Origin of the sequence: Streptomyces sp. NPDC021622 (assembly GCF_040640795.1) — a bacterium.
Taxonomy (GTDB): Bacteria; Actinomycetota; Actinomycetes; order Streptomycetales; family Streptomycetaceae; genus Streptomyces.
This window is the reverse complement of record NZ_JBFACK010000020.1, coordinates 75,789-94,147: the sequence shown is the minus strand read 5'-3', so window position 1 is coordinate 94,147 and position 18,359 is coordinate 75,789. Positions and strand designations below refer to the sequence as shown.

The 18,359-nt window shown below is 71.4% G+C and carries 18 protein-coding genes and 1 pseudogene; 10 read left to right on the top strand and 9 right to left on the bottom strand.

The window, feature by feature from the left end:
- Positions 1-8: 8 nt before the first annotated feature.
- Together AB0G47_RS33425 and AB0G47_RS33420 are read right to left on the bottom strand one after the other, a co-directional pair.
- Positions 9-665 (bottom strand): hypothetical protein, encoded by a 657-nt coding sequence (locus AB0G47_RS33425; protein WP_360777635.1) that lies wholly within the window; start codon positions 663-665, stop codon positions 9-11.
- A 40-nt stretch (positions 666-705) separates the two neighbouring features.
- On the bottom strand, positions 706-1,623 hold the full coding sequence (locus AB0G47_RS33420; protein WP_360777633.1) for a LysR family transcriptional regulator: 918 nt from the start codon (positions 1,621-1,623) through the stop codon (positions 706-708).
- 257 nt (positions 1,624-1,880) lie between these two features.
- Here AB0G47_RS33420 and AB0G47_RS33415 point away from each other — a divergent pair, with 257 nt between their 5' ends.
- A complete protein-coding gene (locus tag AB0G47_RS33415) occupies positions 1,881-2,633 on the top strand; it encodes a sulfite exporter TauE/SafE family protein (RefSeq protein WP_360777631.1) in 753 nt (250 codons plus the stop codon).
- A 33-nt stretch (positions 2,634-2,666) separates the two neighbouring features.
- Here AB0G47_RS33415 and AB0G47_RS33410 read toward each other — a convergent pair whose 3' ends face one another.
- Positions 2,667-3,644: a DinB family protein gene (locus AB0G47_RS33410; protein WP_360777629.1), complete on the bottom strand. Its 978-nt coding sequence runs from the start codon at positions 3,642-3,644 to the stop codon at positions 2,667-2,669.
- Between the two features lie 62 nt (positions 3,645-3,706).
- Here AB0G47_RS33410 and AB0G47_RS33405 point away from each other — a divergent pair, with 62 nt between their 5' ends.
- Entirely contained in the window at positions 3,707-4,705 is a 999-nt protein-coding gene (locus AB0G47_RS33405; protein ID WP_360777627.1) for a YafY family protein, read from the top strand.
- A 36-nt stretch (positions 4,706-4,741) separates the two neighbouring features.
- Here the strand turns inward: AB0G47_RS33405 and AB0G47_RS33400 are convergent, their stop codons facing one another.
- On the bottom strand, positions 4,742-5,314 hold the full coding sequence (locus AB0G47_RS33400; protein ID WP_360777625.1) for a helix-turn-helix transcriptional regulator: 573 nt from the start codon (positions 5,312-5,314) through the stop codon (positions 4,742-4,744).
- A gap of 47 nt (positions 5,315-5,361) precedes the next feature.
- Here AB0G47_RS33400 and AB0G47_RS33395 point away from each other — a divergent pair, with 47 nt between their 5' ends.
- Positions 5,362-6,288: a class I SAM-dependent methyltransferase gene (locus AB0G47_RS33395; protein WP_360777623.1), complete on the top strand. Its 927-nt coding sequence runs from the start codon at positions 5,362-5,364 to the stop codon at positions 6,286-6,288.
- Positions 6,289-6,324: 36 nt separating this feature from the next.
- On the opposite strand, the gene hemC is transcribed toward AB0G47_RS33395, so the two are convergent.
- Entirely contained in the window at positions 6,325-7,260 is a 936-nt protein-coding gene (gene hemC, locus AB0G47_RS33390; RefSeq protein ID WP_360777621.1) for a hydroxymethylbilane synthase, read from the bottom strand.
- A 201-nt stretch (positions 7,261-7,461) separates the two neighbouring features.
- Between hemC and AB0G47_RS33385 the strand changes: the two genes are divergently transcribed.
- Positions 7,462-7,938: a GNAT family N-acetyltransferase gene (locus tag AB0G47_RS33385; protein WP_360777619.1), complete on the top strand. Its 477-nt coding sequence runs from the start codon at positions 7,462-7,464 to the stop codon at positions 7,936-7,938.
- 25 nt (positions 7,939-7,963) lie between these two features.
- Here AB0G47_RS33385 and AB0G47_RS33380 read toward each other — a convergent pair whose 3' ends face one another.
- The 4 genes and pseudogenes from AB0G47_RS33380 to AB0G47_RS33365 form a co-directional block, all read right to left on the bottom strand.
- A complete protein-coding gene (locus tag AB0G47_RS33380) occupies positions 7,964-9,481 on the bottom strand; it encodes an MFS transporter (RefSeq protein ID WP_360777617.1) in 1,518 nt (505 codons plus the stop codon).
- A 15-nt stretch (positions 9,482-9,496) separates the two neighbouring features.
- A complete protein-coding gene (locus AB0G47_RS33375; RefSeq protein ID WP_360777615.1) occupies positions 9,497-9,646 on the bottom strand; it encodes a hypothetical protein in 150 nt (49 codons plus the stop codon).
- A 52-nt stretch (positions 9,647-9,698) separates the two neighbouring features.
- Positions 9,699-9,966: pseudogene (locus AB0G47_RS33370) on the bottom strand (hypothetical protein); the annotation flags it as partial.
- Positions 9,967-10,168: 202 nt separating this feature from the next.
- Positions 10,169-10,582 carry a VOC family protein gene (locus AB0G47_RS33365; protein WP_360777613.1) on the bottom strand — a complete coding sequence of 138 codons (414 nt, stop codon included), beginning with the start codon at positions 10,580-10,582 and terminating at the stop codon, positions 10,169-10,171.
- Positions 10,583-10,865: 283 nt separating this feature from the next.
- Between AB0G47_RS33365 and AB0G47_RS33360 the strand changes: the two genes are divergently transcribed.
- The 6 genes from AB0G47_RS33360 to AB0G47_RS33335 are packed head-to-tail and all read left to right on the top strand — an operon-like array spanning position 10,866 to position 18,300.
- A complete protein-coding gene (locus AB0G47_RS33360) occupies positions 10,866-12,476 on the top strand; it encodes an ABC transporter substrate-binding protein (protein ID WP_360777611.1) in 1,611 nt (536 codons plus the stop codon).
- Positions 12,477-12,532: 56 nt separating this feature from the next.
- Complete coding sequence (locus AB0G47_RS33355; RefSeq protein ID WP_360777609.1) at positions 12,533-13,486, top strand: ABC transporter permease; 954 nt, start codon at positions 12,533-12,535, stop codon at positions 13,484-13,486.
- Entirely contained in the window at positions 13,483-14,367 is an 885-nt protein-coding gene (locus AB0G47_RS33350; RefSeq protein ID WP_360777607.1) for an ABC transporter permease, read from the top strand. Before AB0G47_RS33355 ends, AB0G47_RS33350 begins: the two co-directional genes overlap by 4 nt.
- Positions 14,364-15,389: an ABC transporter ATP-binding protein gene (locus AB0G47_RS33345; RefSeq protein WP_360777605.1), complete on the top strand. Its 1,026-nt coding sequence runs from the start codon at positions 14,364-14,366 to the stop codon at positions 15,387-15,389. The genes AB0G47_RS33350 and AB0G47_RS33345 overlap by 4 nt, the downstream gene beginning before the upstream one ends.
- A complete protein-coding gene (locus tag AB0G47_RS33340; RefSeq protein ID WP_360777603.1) occupies positions 15,386-16,444 on the top strand; it encodes an oligopeptide/dipeptide ABC transporter ATP-binding protein in 1,059 nt (352 codons plus the stop codon). Before AB0G47_RS33345 ends, AB0G47_RS33340 begins: the two co-directional genes overlap by 4 nt.
- Positions 16,445-16,455: 11 nt before the next feature.
- Positions 16,456-18,300: a gamma-glutamyltransferase gene (locus AB0G47_RS33335; RefSeq protein WP_360777601.1), complete on the top strand. Its 1,845-nt coding sequence runs from the start codon at positions 16,456-16,458 to the stop codon at positions 18,298-18,300.
- The last annotated feature ends 59 nt before the right edge of the window (positions 18,301-18,359 follow it).

Below are 18,359 nucleotides of genomic sequence, written 5' to 3'. Positions count from 1 at the left end.
GACTTAGCTCATGCGCCCTGGGCGTTGTACCAGCGCCACTCGGTGAGCCGTGGACGATCGGGCAGGTCGATACGTCCAGTTGCCCACAGCAGGGTGTCCCAGGCGTCGGAGCCGATGACGACGTGCGGGAAGAGCCTCTTCAGTACGCGTGCGCACAACTCCCTTGGCGGAGACCACTCCAGGCCCAGCCCCTGAGCGATGTCATGCGTGTGCACGAGGGTCTCGACAACACCCATGGCGGCAAAGCCTTCTGGGCCCGAAGGTCCGAAGACGTGGAAGGCGACGGTGGTGGATGGGGCGGTGCGCAGGACGGACGCCAGCAGACCGCCGCAGGCCTCCAGGACGGTCAGGAGACCCTCTGGGCCCGACGCGCGCTCGACGAAGAAGACATTCGCCGGCCCACCGCTCCGGTCGCTGTCCGTCCGGAACGGCAGCACCGCGGACGTCGGCGGTTCCGCGAGCCCGAACCGCGCGGCGTAGGTGAAGAGGTCATCGGCCAGATGCTCGAGCGTCTCCCAGCAGGTCCACTCAAGGGTTCCCGCCTTGGCCTCCCAGCCTTGGGGATCCGCGTCCCTCAGGGTCTGGATGGCCAGAGCCACCATGTGGCGTACGTCGTCCGCGCCGATGGCGGTGGTTGTCGTGTCCGACGTGTCTGCGCTGTGCATGCGGTGGATCGTAACAACGGCGGTCCGCCCGGCTTTTCGGCTATCCGCGATGGGCGGCCTCGCTCCCGAACGTCTCGTCGCAGTTCTCTTCCACCGTTTCCGCGAAGGCCCTGGCCAGGGGGGACAGTGCGTCCCAGCGGCGTACCGCCCAGCCGGTCCACAGTGTGGGGAGTTCGGGGATCGGGATGAGGCGCAGGCCGGGGTGGGCGGGGCCGTGCCAGCCGGGGAGGTCGGGGACGACCGCGTGGCCGAGGCCGAGTTCGGCCAGCAGGATCGCCGTGTCCCAGTCGGCGACGCTCGTGTCGGAGGTGGTCCGGACTCCGTGCTGGGCCAGCCAGGCGTCCAGGCGGGAGCGCGATGTCGCGTTCTCGGGCAGGCCGATCAGCCGGATGTCCGCGAGATCGGCCATGTCGATACGGGACTTGGCGGATAGGGGGTCGTCGGCGGCGACGGCGAGCACCCAGGGCAGTTCGACGACGGGGCGCTGCTCGATGCCGCGCACGGGTTCCCCGAGCGTGATCCAGGCCAGGTCGAGGCCGCCCGCGAGCAGGGCATCGAAGCAGCTGCGGCTGGAGTGCGCGGTCTGGAACTCCAGGCTGACGTCGGGGTAGTGATGGCGGAAGGCGACGACGGCGGCCGACATGAAGTGGCGCACGGTGGTGGCGCCGGTGGTGACACGGACCGAGCCCGACTCGCCGCGCACCAGCTCGCGCAGCCGTAGCAGGGCGTGGTCGATGTCGCCGAGGCCGCCGGCCACCGCGGTGTGCAGGAGGTGTCCGGCCGCGGTGGGTGTGACGCCGCGGGGGCGGCGCTCCAGCAGGGTGATGCCGGTCTCCCGCTCCAGTCGCTTGATGTGCTGGCTCACCGCCGACTGTGTGCAGGACAGGTCGCGGGCCACGGCGCTGAGGCTGCCCGTGCGGCATACGGCGGCGAAGACGCGGAGGTCGTCGAGGGTCATGGAGGGTGAAGCTACAGCTTGGGGATGGGTAAGGAAACCCGAGGATTGACTTGGCCGTGGCCGGAGCGAGACGATCTTTGGCGGGCCCAGGGCGGCAACCCGGGTGGGCCCGGGCGCAGTTCCGGACAGCGCCCGGTCCCTCCTGGGTGCCGACCCTCCATCACACGTAACTGATCACTCCCAACACCCAGCACCTGGCTGTGCCTTCGCCGGAGCCTCCGCGCTCCGGCGCTGGGCCGTGCCCGGAAAGGCGAGCAGTGCACGCACTCGAGACAGCGGCCCTGGCGGCCGCGGCCGTTGGGGCGGGCGGCATCAACGCCGTCGTCGGCTCCGGCACCCTGATCACCTTCCCCACCCTCCTCGCCTGCGGCCTGCCGCCCGTCCTTGCCAACGTCTCCAACACCATCGGGCTCGTGCCAGGGGTGATCACCGCTGCCTACGGCTACCGCCGTGAGCTGAAAGGGCAGTTGCCCCGGCTGCTGCGGTGGGGTGGTGCGGCACTCGTCGGCGGGCTGATAGGGGCGGCGCTCCTGCTGCTCCTGCCCGAAGGGACGTTCCAGTCCGTGGTGCCGGTGCTGATCCTGCTGGCCTGCGTCCTCGTGCTGTTCCAGCCGCGCCTGAACCGGTGGCTGAGGCAGCGCCCCGGCCACGACGGAGCGGACCGCCAGGCGCCCGTGCTGCTCGGGGTGCTGGGAACGGCGGTCTACGGCGGCTACTTCGGCGCCGCCCAGGGCGTCCTGCTCATGGGCCTGTTCGGCACCTTCGTCCGGGACGACCTGCAGCGGCTCAACGCCGCCAAGAACGTGCTGGCCGCCATCGTCAACGGCGTCGCCGCGATCGTCTTCATCGCGGTGACGGACGTCGACTGGACGGCGGTCGGCGTGATCGCCGTGGGTTCCACGGTCGGCGGACTACTGGGTGCCCGAGTCGGCCGCCGCCTGTCGCCGAACGTCCTGCGCGGAGTGATCGTCGCGGTCGGCGTGATCGCTTCCGTCGCCGTCATCGCGTAGTAACTGGCGTGAGCCTGGGCCCAGTTCGTCGACCTAGTCGGGAATGACAGCCACCGCGTCGATCTCCACGAGCGCGCCCGGGCGAGCGTGTCCCGCGGTGGAGACAACCGTGATGGCCGTGCGGTGATCGCCCCACACTGATCGCGACGCCGCGTATCCGACCTGTGCGTCGACCCCGTTGACGAGGTAGATGTTGAGTTTGGTGACATGCTCGGGACCGGTGCCCGCGGCAGCAAGTACGGTCAGTACGTTGCGCATTGCCTGAGCGGTCTGCGCCTCTATGCCGTCGAGCAGGCTGCCGGTGCTGTCGGTGCCGAGTTGGCCGCCGACATGGAGCATCCGGGCAGCGGGTGTGATCACGCCCTGGGTGAAGGCGGGATTGTGGTGGAGCTCTTCAGGGTCGATGTGTGTCGTCTTCGCGGTCATGAGCTTCTCCTGACGGGTGCCTGGATTCGTGTGCAGGTAGAGGTCGCGCAGCAGGCAGACCTCGGACAGGTGGTGGATCAGTTCGCGGTGTATGTGCAGCACCAGGTCGGCCATAGGGATGTCGGGGAAGGGTTCCTTCGCGCCGACCGGGACCCGGAGCCCGGCGTCGCCGAGGTCGCGTACCCCGGCCAGCCAGACGTCGAGTTGGGTTTCGAGCTGGTCGAGCGCCGTCTTCGCACTGCCGGCGTACTCCCAGGTTTCGTACGACGCTGCCGGCGCGCCGAAGTGCGCCGCGTTGCGCGCGGCGAGCAGACCGGTGATGACATGGCCGAGCCGCCAGGCGATCGTCGTGAAGGGCGCGGGGACCGGCTGGGGGTATGCGTATTCCAACGTGAAGTCTCCGGCGCCGAGTTGCATGGGAGCCGTCGAGCTGCCGCGCGGCCGGATGCTCCAGGCGTCCGGCACCGGCGACCAGAAGTACTCCTCGTCGGTGAGGCCGTCGAGCCGGGCCCGCAGTTGGTGGTTCCAGTGGAACTCAAGCTGCTCGCGCAGCGACCGGTTCACATCGAGTTCGTTTGCGTCCATGGAGCCACCGTGACACCAGAGGCGGACAGGATCGGTCCGCCATCTCTGGCAACGTGGGCGGCATGAACGCGGCAAGCGGTGACGGGCGAGATACGACGGAGCGGGTGCTCACCCTGCTCGGGCTGCTACAGCAGCGGCAGACCTGGAGCGGTCCCGAGCTCGCCGAGCGGCTCGGGGTCACGACGCGCACGGTGCGGCGCGATGTCGAGCGGCTGCGCACCCTCGGCTATCCGGTGCACGCCGGCCAGGGCGTCGGCGGCGGCTATCGACTCGGCCCGGGGCAGGACCTGCCGCCGCTGCTGCTCGACGACCAGGAGGCGATCGCCACCGCCGTCTCGTTGCTCGCCGGTGCGGGCGGCGCGGTCGCCGGTGCCGGGGACGCCGCACTCCGGGCGCTGACCAAGCTCGATCAGGTGCTGCCCGGCCGGCTGCGGCACGAGGTGCGCGCGCTCTCCGGCTCGGTGGAGTCCTTCGGCGGAGGCCGCACGCCGGTCGACCCCGAGGTCCTCATGACGTTGGCCAGGGCCTGTCGCGACGAGGTCGAGGCCGGTTTCGACTACCCGTCCGGGGGTGAGACTCGGCGGCGGCGTACCGAGCCCTACCGCCTGGTCGCCTCCGACCGGCGCTGGTACCTCCTCGCCTACGACCTCGATCGCGACGACTGGCGCACTTTCCGCGTCGACCGGATGACCGAGGCGGTCGCCCGGACCTGGCGCTTCAGCCCGCGCGCGGCGCCCGACGCGGCGGCGTACGTGCAGGAGGGTGTGGCGAGCCGGGTCTACCCGCAGCGGGCGCGCTTCCTCGTGCACGCGCCGGCCGACACGGTGCGCGCGCAGCTCCCGGCGTCGGCGGCCGTCGTGCGGCAGAGAGGGAGCGAGCACTGCGAGGTGCTCAGTGGCGCCGCCGGTCTCGACGCCGTACTCATGCATGTACTCCTGCTGGGGCACGACTTCGAGGTGCTTGACCCTCCGGAGCTCGGGAGGCGCTGCCGCGTACTGGCGGAGAGGTTGATGGCCGCCGGTGCGACGGCCCCACCGGCGCCGGACACGCAGGAGTCGTGAGGCGTGCAGGAGCCATGAACCGCAGCTCCGTCCTCGTTACGTTCGGCCGCCTTCAGCGAGGTGGTTGCGCCGGGCCTCGCGGTCGAAGATGCCGAGGATCTCCGCGGGGCCGCCGATGGCGCCCACGGCGTGCGGAAGCATGGTCGGGAACTCCGCCGCCTGCCGCTCCTCGACCCGCAACCGGCGCTCGCCCAGGAGGAGTTCGACCGTTCCGGACAGCACCGTGAACCACTCACGGCCGGGGTGCGCCTTCAGTGCGGTGGCACCTTGCGGGGGCGGGTCGGTCAGGCGCATCCGGGCGACCGTGACGCCCGGTTCGCCGCGCAGCGTCCAGTGGGTCTGGGAGCGGGACCGGTGGTAGGTGGGGTTCGAGATGACGTCTTCGGCGTCGGTCTCGACGAGCTGGTCGAGCGAGGTGCTCAGGGCGCGGGCGATCGCGGTGAGCTGGTCCAGGGCGATCCTGCGGTGCCCGGTCTCGATCCGGCTGAGGGTCGAAGGGCTGAGATGGCTGCGGCCGGCCAGGTCGTCGAGCGACCAGCCGTGCGCGGCCCGCAAGGCCCGGATCCGCTTGCGCACGAGGCCGTCCAGATCAGTACCTTCTTGCGTCATGCGCAAGAGTGTATGCGTTGGCCGCAAACCGTCGTACGGTCGGGCGCATGGCAGACCTCGCATCGCAGCCCCACTCCCACGCCCACAGTTCCGCCCCGCACGGCACCGGCCCTCACTCTCACGCCCACGCCCATGGAGAAGACGGCGCAGGGCCGCAGCCGCAGCACAGCCTCGCCGAGATACTCGACCTCGACGCCGCGCTGTTCGCCTCCTACCTCACCGCCGTCACCGGCCGGGTCGCATGCCTGGCCGCGGGCGACGTCACGCACATCGTCGACCTCGGCGCGGGCACCGGTACCGGTACCTTCGCGCTGCTCGATCAGTTCCCCACGGCCCGGGTGACCGCCGTCGACAGCTCGGCCGAGATGCTGGCCGGGCTCACCGAGGCCGCCCGCGCGCGGGGCCTGGGGGATCGCGTGCACACCCTGCGGGCGGACGCCGGCGCGGGACTGCCCGGCGTCATGGACGCGGACCTCGTCTGGGCCTCGGCCTCGCTGCACCATCTGGACGACCCCGCCGCGGCCCTGGCCGGTATCCGCACCGCGCTGCGCCCCGGCGGGCTGCTGGCCGTCGCCGAACTGGACGGCATACCGCGCTTCCTGCCCGCCGACGCCGTACCGGACCGTCCCGGCCTGGAGGCCCGCTGCCGCGAGGCACTGGACGCACTCCACGCCGAGCGAGTGCCGCACCTGGGTGCCGACTGGGGTGCGTTGCTCACGGCGGCCGGCCTCACCGTCGAGCAGGAGCGCACCGAGCAGCTGGAGCTGCGCGCACCCCTGCCGGACGGCGCAGGCCGTTACGCGTATCTCGCCCTCGGCGGCATCCGCGGCGCGCTCGAAGGCCGGATCGACCCCGCGGACCTGGCCGCGTTCGACACGCTGCTCGGCGGCGGTCCCCAGGACGTGCGGCACCGCGACGACCTCGTGGTGCGCTCCACGCGTCAGCTCTGGGTGGCCCGCCGCCCCGGTCAGTAGGCGGCCGTCAGTAGTCGACTGTCAGTAATTTGGCCGTCAGTGCGCGATCGAGTCGATGAGCTCGCGCGCGCCCTGGCGCAGCAGCGTGACCGCCACGGACGTGCCGAGCGTCGCCGGGTCGAGCCGTCCGGCCCACTCGTGGGCGTTCAGGACCGTCTTGCCGTCAGGGGTGAACACGCTGGCGCGCAGCGACAGGTCGCCGTTCGGCTCGCAGCGGGCGTACCCGGCGATGGGGGAGTTGCAGTGCCCCTGCAGGACGTGCAGGAACATCCGTTCGGCGGTCGCCTCCCGCCAGGCGTCGGGGTCGCCGAGGCCGGACACGACGTCGATCGTCTCCGTGTCCTCCTCGCGGCACTGGAGCGCCAGGATCCCGGCGCCGATCGGCGGGCACATCGTCTCCACCGAGAGAACCTCGGTCGCCACGTCCATCCGGTCGATGCGTTCGAGGCCGGACACGGCGAGCAGCAGCGCGTCCGCGTCGCCCGCGGCCAGCTTCTCCATCCGGCGCCCCGCGTTCCCGCGCATCGGTACGCACTCCAACTCCGGGTGGGAAGCCGCGAGTTGGGCGATACGCCGGACGGAGGACGTGCCGATGCGCGTTCCCGCGGGCAGCTCGTCCAGGGTGAGCCCACCGGGGTGGATGAGCGCGTCACGGATGTCGTCCCGCTTGAGGAAAGCGGCGAACGTGGTGCCCGCGGGCAGCGGCCGGTCCGCGGGCACGTCCTTGACGCAGTGCACCGCGAGGTCCGCCTCACCGGCGAGCAGCGCCGCGTCGACCTCCTTGGTGAACGCGCCCTTGCCGCCGAGCTTCGCGAGGTCCCCCATCCAGCGGTCACCGGACGTCGTGACCGGCACGACTTCGGTACGGATCCCCGGGTGCAGTACGGCCAGTTCGGCGCGGACGCGCTCCACCTGGGCGAGCGCCATGGGCGAGGAACGGGAGACGATGCGGATCAGCTCAGGAGCGGACATGTGCACCACGATAGGGCCTGCCCAACAGCCGCCGGGACAAGGGCTGGTCACCGCGATGCCGGTTCGAGCGCGGCTCCGGCGGTGCCCGAGCCGCCGCCGGCTCGGCATGCGCCGGGCCCGTGGGCCTCATAGCGTGGAAGCAGCCTGCGTCCGGCGTCAGGCCGTCGTGCCGTCCGCGGCGTCAGCCACCTGGGAGGTCCCATGCCCGCCCCCGCCGGTCACCAGCGGTCCCCGATCGTCCTGGAACCGATGGCGCCCACCCATCTGGTCGACGTCCTCGCCCTCGGCCGGGAGTTGTACGACACCACGGTGAAGCCGTACACGTCCTGGTCACTCTCGGCCATCGCCGGGCACATGGACGCCGACGCCTCCGCCTGCTGGGTGGCGCTCGACGGCGGGCGTCTCGCCGGGTTCGTCCTCGGCTCCATGGGCTTCGAGCAGCGGGCGGACTGGGGGAACCTGGAGTGGATCGCCAGCGCCCCGGACTATCAGGGGCAGGGCGTCGCCAGCCATCTCGTACAGGCCTGCTGCGCGACGCTGACCGCCGCCGGTGCCACCGCCGTCGTGACCGATGTCGCGGCACGCAATACCGCGTCCGCCGCGCTCATGCGGCGCAACGGCTTCAAGGAGAGCGTGACGGTCACCCTCTTCGTACGTGAGGTGGAAGCTCCGATCTGACCCGCGCCCGCCTGGTCGCCGACCCTCACCCCGCGCAGCCCTTCCCCGGCTCCAACGGCGGTGCGCCGACCCCGAGATGGGATTTGCACCGCGGTGTGTTGCCCGGATCCTCGTGCCAGGCGGCGGGGCTCGGCCGGATGAAGACCGCCGCTGCCGCCGCCGCGAGCACGAAGAGTCCCGCGCAGCCCACGGCCGCCTTGCCGAACGCGGTGTTGAGCGCGGCCGGATCCGCGTACGCCGTGCCGGACAGGCCGACCGCGAGGGGCAGTGCGGCGACGACGAGCATCTGCGCGACCCGTGCCGCGGTGTTGTTGACCCCGCTGGCAAGCCCCGCGCGGCCCGCGTCCACCGAGGCGAGGACGGTCGCGGTGAGCGGGGCGACGAAGACGCTCATCCCCAGGCCGAGGACGACGACCGCGGGCAGGACCGAGGTGACGTACGAGGCACCCGGCTCGATCCGCAGCATCAGGAGCGCCCCGGCGGCCGCGATGAGCGGGCCCGCGACCAGCGGCAGGGTGGGGCCGACCCGCCGCGAGAGATCACCGGCGGCCGCCGAGAGCAGCAGCATCAGGACCGTGATGGGCAGTGTCGCCGTGCCCGCCTCCAGGGCGTCGTAGCCCAGCGTGGTCTGCAACTGCACCGGCAGCATGAACAGGAGCCCGCCGATGGCCGCGTACAGACAGAGCGTCATGACGTTGGCCGCGCTGAACAGGCGGGAGCGGAAGAGCGAGAGCGGCAGCATGGGGTCCTTGCGGCGGTGCTCGACCAGGACGAAGACGACGCCCGCCGCCAGGCCGAGCAGGCCCGGAAGCAGGGCCGCCGCCGAGGAGTCACCCGACGCCCCGATCAGCGAGAAGCTGATGCCCGCGAGGAACAGCGCGGCCAGGCAAGCCCCCGTCACGTCGAACGGTTTGTCCGCGGCGCCCTCGTCGCGGCTCTCGGGGACATGACGTGCCGCGACGAGCACGAGCGCGGCGAGCGGCACATTGATCAGGAAGATCCAGCGCCAGCCGGGACCGTCGATCAGCCAGCCGCCGAGGAACGGTCCGATGGCCCCCGCGACGCCGCCGAGCCCCGACCACGCGCCCACCGCGCGTGCCTGGTCCTGGGGGCGGAACGACGTACGCACCAGGGCCAGCGAGCCCGGAGTGAGCAGCGCTCCGCCGATGCCCTGGAGCGCGCGGGCGGCGATGAGCATCCCCGCGTTCTGCGCGAGCCCGCACAGCGCGGATGCGAGGGCGAACCACACGATGCCGATGACCAGGGTGCGCCGGCGGCCGATGCGGTCGCCGAGTGCGCCGCCCAGGAGCAGCAGCGAGGAGAGGGTGAGCATGTAGGCGTTGACGACCCACTGCAGCGAGGCGATCGAGGTGTCGAGGTCGCGGCCGAGGGTGGGCAGGGCGACATTGACCACCGTGCCGTCGAGCAGCGCCATGCCCGATGCGAGTACGGCGCAGGCGAGCACCCAGCGGCCCCGTGGCGATGCCAGTGCGACACCGCCGTCGGCGCTGTCCGTCGCCGAAGCCTCCGATGTGGACGCCATTGCCTCGCCCTCCTCCTACATGTGCGCCGCGCCGCCGCTCGCCTCGGAAGGGACGGGAGCACCGCGGCGGTAGAGCACGACCGTAACGACGAGCCCGACGGCGAAGAAGAGAGCCGACCACCAGTACGCGGTCGAGTAGCTCTCCATCGCCGGCTCGGCCTGCACCTGAGGCGTCGGTTCCTTGCCCGCCCACGAGGTAGTTGGCCGCGGCGCTGGTGGCCAGCGAGTTGAGCAGGGCCGTGCCGATCGAACCGCACACCTGCTGGCTGGTGTTGACCATCGCCGATGCGACGACCTTGCGGCCCACCAGGTCGGCTATGCGACCGCCGAGCAGCAGCAGGCTGCCGAAGGCGAGTGCATATGCGGTGACGATCCGCCCCCACGCCTGAAGGGCGCGGGAGGTGCCCCCCCCGGTTGCCGTCGCTGAACCCGAGGTCCTGCTGCGCCGATGGCAGTGCGATGTTCACGATCGTCGCGTCGAGGACCCGCACGGAGTCGGGCGGTGATCCTGCCGACTGTGTGGTCTCGAAGGGTTCCGGCATGGGCGAGCGGTCCATCGGTTGCCTCCAGACGCCCCCGTCACACAAGGCACCCCCGTCACACGGTAGGCGTGCTGGTGCGCGCCCGCGACCTGGGCGTACGGGTGCGGCGGCGGGGTCGGCCCCGCCGCCGCTCGCGCTCAGTTGTTCAGCTCGCCGGCTCGCTGATGTTGACCATCCAGGGGATGCCGAAGCGGTCCGTACACATGCCGAATACGTCGCCCCACATCTGCTTCTCCATCGGCACGGCCACCGTGCCGCCGGCGGAGAGCTTGTCCCAGTAGCCGCGCAGCTCGGTTTCGTCGTCGCCGCTGAGGCTCACCGAGAAGTTGGTGCCCGTGGAGTGCTGCATGCCGGGCGGGGTGTCGGAGGCCGTCAGGGTGAAGCCGTTGGGTGCCTCGAGCAGCGCGTGCATGATCTTGTCGGCGTGCGGGGTGCCCTGCTGGCCGGATTCACCGAAGGTGTTGAGCGAAAGGTCGCCGCCGAAGACCTCCTTGTAGAACTCCATTGCCTGGCGGGCATCGCCGTCGAAGCTGATGTACGGGTTGAGGCGCGAGGCCATGAAAACCTCCCAGAACGGGGTGAACGGTCAGTTGCGCGGAGAGTAGCGCGGCGCACTGACAACGGCCCGCCGGGAGCGACGGGGCGCGGATCCGGCAAGGGTCGGGGCACGGATCCGGCAGGGATCCGGAACGGATTGTCGCGTTCGGTCATTCAATCTTCATCAAATCTGGGCCGTCATCCGAGCGGGCCTCTTGTGTGCGGACTGTATGCGAAATACGTTCTGCGGTATTCCTTGATCGTCCGCGATCAGCCCGGAACCACCCTGGCGGAGGTACCCACCCGTGCGCCGAAAAGCGGTTGCCCTTGCGGCAGTTGCCCTGGTGATGTCCCTGACGGCGGGCTGCGGCTCCTTGCAGTCCTCGGCCACCGAGGTCGGCGGTGAGCGCATGACCGACGACCGTCCCGTGCGCGACGGCGGCACCCTCACCGTCGCCCTCAACGCCGACCCGGACAAGCTCGATCCGACCCTCGCGCAGACCCTCGTGGGCCGCACCGTCTTCGCCGGAATGTGCGAGAAGCTCTACGACATCGACGAGCAGGGGACCGTGATCCCGCAACTCGCCAGAGCCCTGCCCAAGACGTCGAAGGACGGCCGCACCGTCACCTTCGCCCTGCGCAAGGGCCTGAAGTTCAGTGACGGGACGAAGCTCGACGCGGCCGCCGCCGTCACCTCGCTGCTGCGCCACCGCGACCTCGCGGGCTCGGCGCGCGCCACCGAACTCGCCCCGCTCGCACGGGCGGAGGCGACCGGGACGTACACGGTGAAGCTCACGCTCAAGCAGGCCTACGTCCCGCTCACCGCCGTCCTCGCGGACCGTTCCGGCATGGTGATGTCGCCCAGCGCGCTCAAGAAGTACGGCAAGAACTTCACCAACCACCCGTCCTGCGTAGGCCCGTTCAAGTACGTCGAGCGTGTCGGCGGCGACCGCATCGTGCTCGCCAAGGACCCGAACTACTACGCGGCCGACCGGGTCCACCTCGACAAGGTGATCTACAAGCCGATACCCGACGGCAACGTCCGCCTGGCCAATCTGCGGTCCGGAGACATCCAGGTCGGCGACCAAATGACGCCCGTCGACGTACGCAGCGCGCTGACCGAGCCCGGCCTCCAGCTCTTCAACTCGCCCTCGCTCGGCTACCAGGGCATCGGCCTCAACGTGGGAAACGTCAAGGGGATCGGGGAGAAGCCGGGCCGCATCGACACACCGCTCGCCCGCGAGCCGAAGGTCCGTGAAGCCTTCGAGCTGGCCATCGACCGCGAGCTGATCAACAAGGTCGTCTTCCAGGGCATGTACGAACCCGCCTGCGGCCCCGTCTCGCCTGAGTCGGCCATCGCACCCGGCGTCAAGGCGTCCGCCTGCCCCAAGCGGGACGTCGCCAAGGCCAGGCGGCTGCTCGACGAGGCCGGGGTGAAGACCCCGGTCCGCATCGAGTTGAAGGTGTCCACGACGCCCGAACACAGCCGCCTCGGGCAGGTCTTGCAGGCCATGACCAAGGAAGCGGGTTTCGCCGTCACGCTGCGTCCGACCGAGTACGCCACGATGCTGGAAGAGACCGACTCCGGGGACTACGACGCCTTCACCAGTGGCTGGTCGGGACGGCTCGACCCGGACGGCAACATCGCCAGCTTCCTGCAGACACGCGGCGCGATGAACGCCTACGGGCTCTCCGACCCGGCCATCGACCGACTGGTCGAACGCGGCCGCGCCGAAGCCGACCCGGACGAACGCGCCCGGATATACGAGGAGTTGACCGAGCTCGCCACTGAGCGGCGCGGGCTCGTCTACCTCTACCGCCAGAAGAACTACGTCGTCACCCGCAAGGACGTCGCAGGCGTCCGCGTCTACGGAGACGGCCTGGTCCGCGTCACGACTGCGGGGTACACCCGATGAGCCTGAACCCGCTGCGTCTGGCTTCCGCCCGACCGAGGCCGGTGCGTCTGAGCCCCATGACGTCCTATCTGGTCACCCGGATCCGGCAGTCCCTCATCACACTCGTCCTGGTCAGCATGGTCGTCTTCGCCGGGGTCCGCGCGCTGCCCGGCGACCCCGCCCTCGCGCTCGCCGGTGAGGAGCGCAGCCCCAAGGCGCTCGCCGCGATCCGGGAGAGCTACGGCCTCGACGACAACATCGTCGTCCAGTACGGGCGGTTCATCGGACACGCCGTCACCGGCGACCTCGGGACCTCGTCGCGCACCGGCCTGCCCGTTGCCGACGCGATCACCGCGGCGCTGCCCATCACCCTCGAACTGGCCGCCCTCTCCCTGCTGTTGGCGGTCACGCTCGGCATCGGTGCGGGCATCGTCGCCGCCGTGCGGCGCGGCAGGCCCGAGGAGTGGCTGGCCAACGCCCTTGCCCTGCTTGGGCTCTCGATTCCCACCTTCTGGCTCGGCATCGTCCTCGTCCTCGGATTCGCCATCGCCCTGCCGGTCTTCTCGGCCTCCGGATACGTGCCGTTCGGCACCGACCCGCTCGACAACCTGCGCCGCATGGTGCTCCCCGCGATCGTCCTCGGATCGGGTCTCGCGGCCGTCGTGATGCGCCAGACACGGGCCGCGATGCTCGACTCGCTCTCCGCCGACTACGTACGCACCGCACGCGCCAAGGGCCTGTCCCGGCGCGAGGTCATCGGCGGGCACGCACTGCGGAACTCCCTGGTCACGGTCGTGACCGTGCTCGGCCTCCAGCTCGGCCACCTCATCTCGGGTGCCGTCGTCACCGAGCAGATCTTCGTCCTGCCCGGCTTCGGCAAGCTCACCATCGACGCCGTCTTCACCCGCGACTACGCGACCCTGCAAGGCGTGGTGCTCTGCACATCTGCCGCGTACATCCTCATCAACCTGCTGGTCGACGTGGCGTATTCGGTCATCGACCCGCGCATCCGGCTCGGAGGTGCCCGGTGACGACAGCGGTGCTCACCACGCTCGGGCGGATACGTTCCGCGAGCGCGCGCAGCGGCAAACTGCGCGCCCTGCGCAAGAACCGGCTCGCCATGACCGGCGGCATCATCGCCGCAGTCTTCGTTCTCGCGGCGCTCATCGCGCCGCTCATCGCGCCGTACGATCCCGCGCGCCCCGACTTCGCCAACGCCCTTGCGGCGCCCGGCTGGTCGCACTGGCTCGGCACCGACGACCTCGGCCGCGACCAGCTCTCCCGCGTCGTGTACGGGGCGCGGGCGTCGATGCAGGTGGGCGTGTTGGCGGTGGCGCTCGCGTTCGTCGTCGGCGTACCGCTGGGGCTGCTCGCCGGCTACTACGGCAAGTTCACCGACAGTGTCGTCTCGCGGCTCACCGATACGATGCTGGCCTTCCCCTTCCTGGTGCTCGCGGTCGGACTCGCCGCGGTGCTCGGCCCCTCGCTCACCAACGCGACCATCGCGATCGGCATCTCGCAGATCCCGGCCGTCATCCGCATCACCCGCGCCGAGACGCTGCGGCTGCGCCACGTCGACTATGTGGCGGCAGCCGTCGCCAACGGAGGCGGCGACGCCACCGTGCTCTTCCGGCACATCCTCCCCAACGCCACCTCCGCGCTGACCGTCCAGGCCACCGTCGGCATCCCCGCCGCGATCATCGGCGAGGCGCTGCTCAGCTTCCTGGGCCTCGGCGTGCAGCCACCGGACGCGTCGCTCGGCGTGATGCTCTCCGGCGCCCAGTCCTTCCTCGCGCCCGCGCCGTGGATGGCGGTCTTCCCCGGACTCGCCGTCGTCGCGGCCACGTTGGCGTTCAATCTGCTCGGCGACGGCCTGCGGGACGTCCTCGACCCCCGAGGAGCCACCCGATGACCACCCCAGTACTGAGCGTGCGCGATCTGTCGGTCTCCTTCCGCTCCGACACCCGCACCGTGCATGCCGTCGACCATCTCTCGTACGACGTCGCACCGGGCGAAGTGCTCGCAGTCGTCGGGGAGTCGGGGTGCGGCAAGTCCGTCACCGCGATGGCCGTGATGGGGCTCCTGCCGCCCACCGCGCACATCGACGGGTCGATCAGGCTCGGCGGCACCGAGATCGCCGGAGCGAGCGAGAAGGAGCTCGGGCGGGTCCGCGGCAAGGACATCGCGATGATCTTCCAGGAGCCGATGACCTCGCTGAACCCGGTCCTGACCATCGGCCGGCAGATCGGCGAGGTGCTCCGGCGCCACCAGGGCCTGTCGAAGAAGGAGGCACGCCCGCGCGTCGTCGAACTCCTCGACCTCGTCGGCATCCCGGCCCCCGCCCAGCGCGTCGACGAATACCCGCATCAGCTCAGCGGCGGCATGCGGCAACGCGTCATGATCGCCATCGCGGTCGCCTGCGACCCGTCCGTACTGATCGCCGACGAGCCGACCACCGCGCTCGACGTCACCGTCCAGGCGGGCATCCTCGAAGTCCTGCAGTCCCTGCGGGAACGGCTCGGCACCGCGATCGTGCTGATCACCCACGACCTGGGCGTGGTGGCCGACACCGCAGACCGGGTCCTGGTCATGTACGCGGGCCGCCCCGTCGAACAGGCCCCGGTGGACGAGCTGTTCGCCGAGCCGCGCCACCCGTACACCCGCGGTCTGCTCGGCGCGGTCCTCCGCCCAGGCGGCGAGGGCAAGCGGCGGCTGCCCGAGATCCCCGGCCTGGTGCCGAGCCTCGACGCTCAGCCCGACGCCTGCACCTTCGCCCCGCGCTGTGCGCACGCCGACGACCGGTGCACGACCGGGCGCCCCGCATTCAAGGCGGTCTCCCCGCACGCCGGAGTCGATGCCGCGCACCGGGCCGCCTGCTGGCACCCGCAGGACGCCCCCGCGCTCACGCCCACCACCCAGGAGGCCGGCCAGTGATCCCCACTCAGACGCGCGAGGGCGACGCGGCGCCGGTGCTCGAACTCCGCGACCTGGAACGGCACTTCGCGGGACACGGCGGCATCGTGCGCGCCGCCGACGGCGTGACGCTCACCGTCGGCAAAGGCGAAGTCGTGGGACTCGTAGGGGAGTCGGGGAGCGGCAAGTCGACGGTGGGGCGGTGCGCCGTACGCCTGGATGAGCCCACTGGCGGCACCGTCCGCATCAACGGCCGGGACGTGACCCGCCTGTCGCGGCGCGCCCTGCGGCCCCTGCGCAAGGACTTCCACCTCGTCTTCCAGGACCCCTCCTCCTCGCTCGACCCCCGCATGACCGCCGGGCAGATCGTCGCCGAACCCCTGCGCCTGCACGGCATCGCCAAGGGAGACGCGGCACGCGCGCGCGTCGCCGAACTCCTCGGCCAGGTCGGCCTGCGCCCCGAGCACGCCGACCGGCATCCGCACGAACTCTCCGGCGGTCAGCGGCAACGTATCTCCATCGCCCGCGCCCTCTCCGTCGACCCCGATCTCCTGGTGGCCGACGAACCCACGTCCGCCCTCGACGTCTCCGTCCAGGCCTCCGTCCTCAACCTCCTCGCCGACCTGCAGCGGGACCGCGGCTTCGGGTGTCTGTTCATCACCCACGACCTGGCCGCCGTCGAGTTCCTCGCCGACCGCATCGCGGTCATGTACCTCGGCCAGATCGTCGAACAAGCCACGACCGCCGAGCTGTTCGCCGACCCCAAGCACCCCTACACGCAGGCGCTCCTTTCCGCCGCGCCCGTGCCCGACCCGGCCCTCCAGCGCACCCGCGAGCGCATCGTCCTCAGCGGGGAACTGCCGAGCCCGCTCGCGCCGCCGCCGGGCTGCCGCTTCCACACGCGCTGCCCGCTGGCCGTCGACCGCTGCCGTGTCGAGGTCCCCGAACTGCGCGAAGTCCCCGGAGACGGCCGCCGCCAGGTCTCCTGCCACCTCGTCGCCGACGACGGCACGGCTCCGGACGCGGCCGCCGCCCAGACCCTCCGTACGATCCCCCGTATCCGCACCGCACGCTAGGAGCAGCCCCCTTGTTCACCACCCGGCCGACCCTCCAAGGCACCTTCGGCATGGTGTCCTCCACCCACTGGCTCGCCTCCCAGTCCGCGATGGCCGTCCTGGAGGACGGCGGCAACGCCTACGACGCCGCGGTCGCCGCGGGCTTCGTCCTGCACGTCGTCGAGCCGCACCTCAACGGCCCGGCGGGCGAGGTGCCGATCATCCTGGCGCCCGCCGGGGGAGAGGTGCGGGTCCTGTGCGGGCAGGGTGTCGCGCCGGCCGGAGCGACCGTCGACCACTACCGCTCGCTGGGCCTGGAACTCGTACCGGGCACGGGACCCCTTGCGGCCGCCGTGCCGGGCGCCTTCGACGCATGGATGGTGCTCCTGCGCGACCACGGCACCAAGTCCCTCGCCGATGTCCTCAAGTACGCCATCGGGTACGCCGATGACGGGCACGCGCCCGTGGAGCGCGTCGGCGAGACCGTCGAGACGGTGCGCGAGCTCTTCGAGACGGAATGGCCGTCGTCGGCCGACGTCTACCTGCCCGGCGGCCACGCCCCGCGGCCCGGCGAACTCCTGCGCAACCCAGCGCTCGCCGCGACCTGGCGCCGCCTGATCGAGGAGGCGGGCGACGGCTCGCGCACCGAGCAGATCGAGGCCGCGCGGAAGATCTGGAGCGAAGGGTTCATCGCCCAGGCGCTGATCCGCCAGGCGGCCCGCCCCACGATGGACACCAGCGGAACCCGGCACACCGGAACGCTGACCGCCGCCGACCTCGCAGGATGGGAAGCGACCTTCGAGGCCCCGGCGACGTACGACTGGAACGGCTGGACCCTGTGCAAGGCGGCCGGTTGGAGCCAGGGCCCGGCCTTCCTCCAGCAGCTGGCCCTGCTCCCCACCGAGCGCGCGGACCTGCCCGCGTACGGCTCTGCCGACTACGTCCATCTGCTCATCGAGGGCTGCAAGCTCGCCATGGCCGACCGCGAGGCCTGGTACGGCGACGCGGACGGCCCCGACACGGTCCCGGTCGCCGATCTGCTGTCGCCCGCCTACAACGAGGAGCGGCGCACGCTCATCGGCGACAAGGCATCGCTCGAACTGCGCCCCGGAAGCCCTGGCGGCCGCACCGCGAGGATCTCGGCCCACGCGCGCGCGGTGGCCGAGGGAGAGGAGGGCTTCGACGCGCTCGGCCTTTCCGGAGCGGGCGCCGGTGAGCCGACCGTCGCCTCGCCCCCGCAGGGCGAACCGGACGTCTCGCCGGACGGCGCCACCCGCGGCGACACCTGCCACCTAGACATCGTCGACCGCTGGGGCAACATGGTGGCGGCCACGCCGAGCGGCGGCTGGCTGCAGTCCAACCCGGTCGTCCCCGAACTGGGCTTCCCGCTCGGCACCCGCCTCCAGATGGCGTGGCTGGAGGAGGGCCTGCCCAACTCCCTTACGCCGGGCCGCCGTCCGCGCACCACCCTCACCCCGTCCCTCGCACTCAAGGACGGCGTACCCGTGATGGCCTTCGGCACGCCGGGCGGCGACCAGCAGGACCAGTGGCAGGTGCACTTCTTCCTGGCGGTGGCGCTGCGCGATTCCGTGCGCGGAGGCCTCGACCTCCAGGGCGCCATCGACGCCCCGAACTGGCACAACGACAGCTTCCCCGGCTCCTTCTACCCGCGCGGCATGCGCCCGGGAAGCGTCACGGTCGAGTCCCGCATGGACGAGGCGGTCATCGAGGAGCTGCGGCGGCGCGGCCACGACGTGACGGTCGGCGAGCCCTGGTCGGAGGGGCGGCTGTGCGCGGTGGCGCGGGATCCGCGGACCGGGGTGCTCTCGGCGGCGGCCAACCCGCGGGGGATGCAGGGGTACGCCGTGGGGCGGTAGAGAACCCGGAGAGCGCCCCGAAGGGGCGCGGGGAACTGCGCGAGGACGGACCACGACCC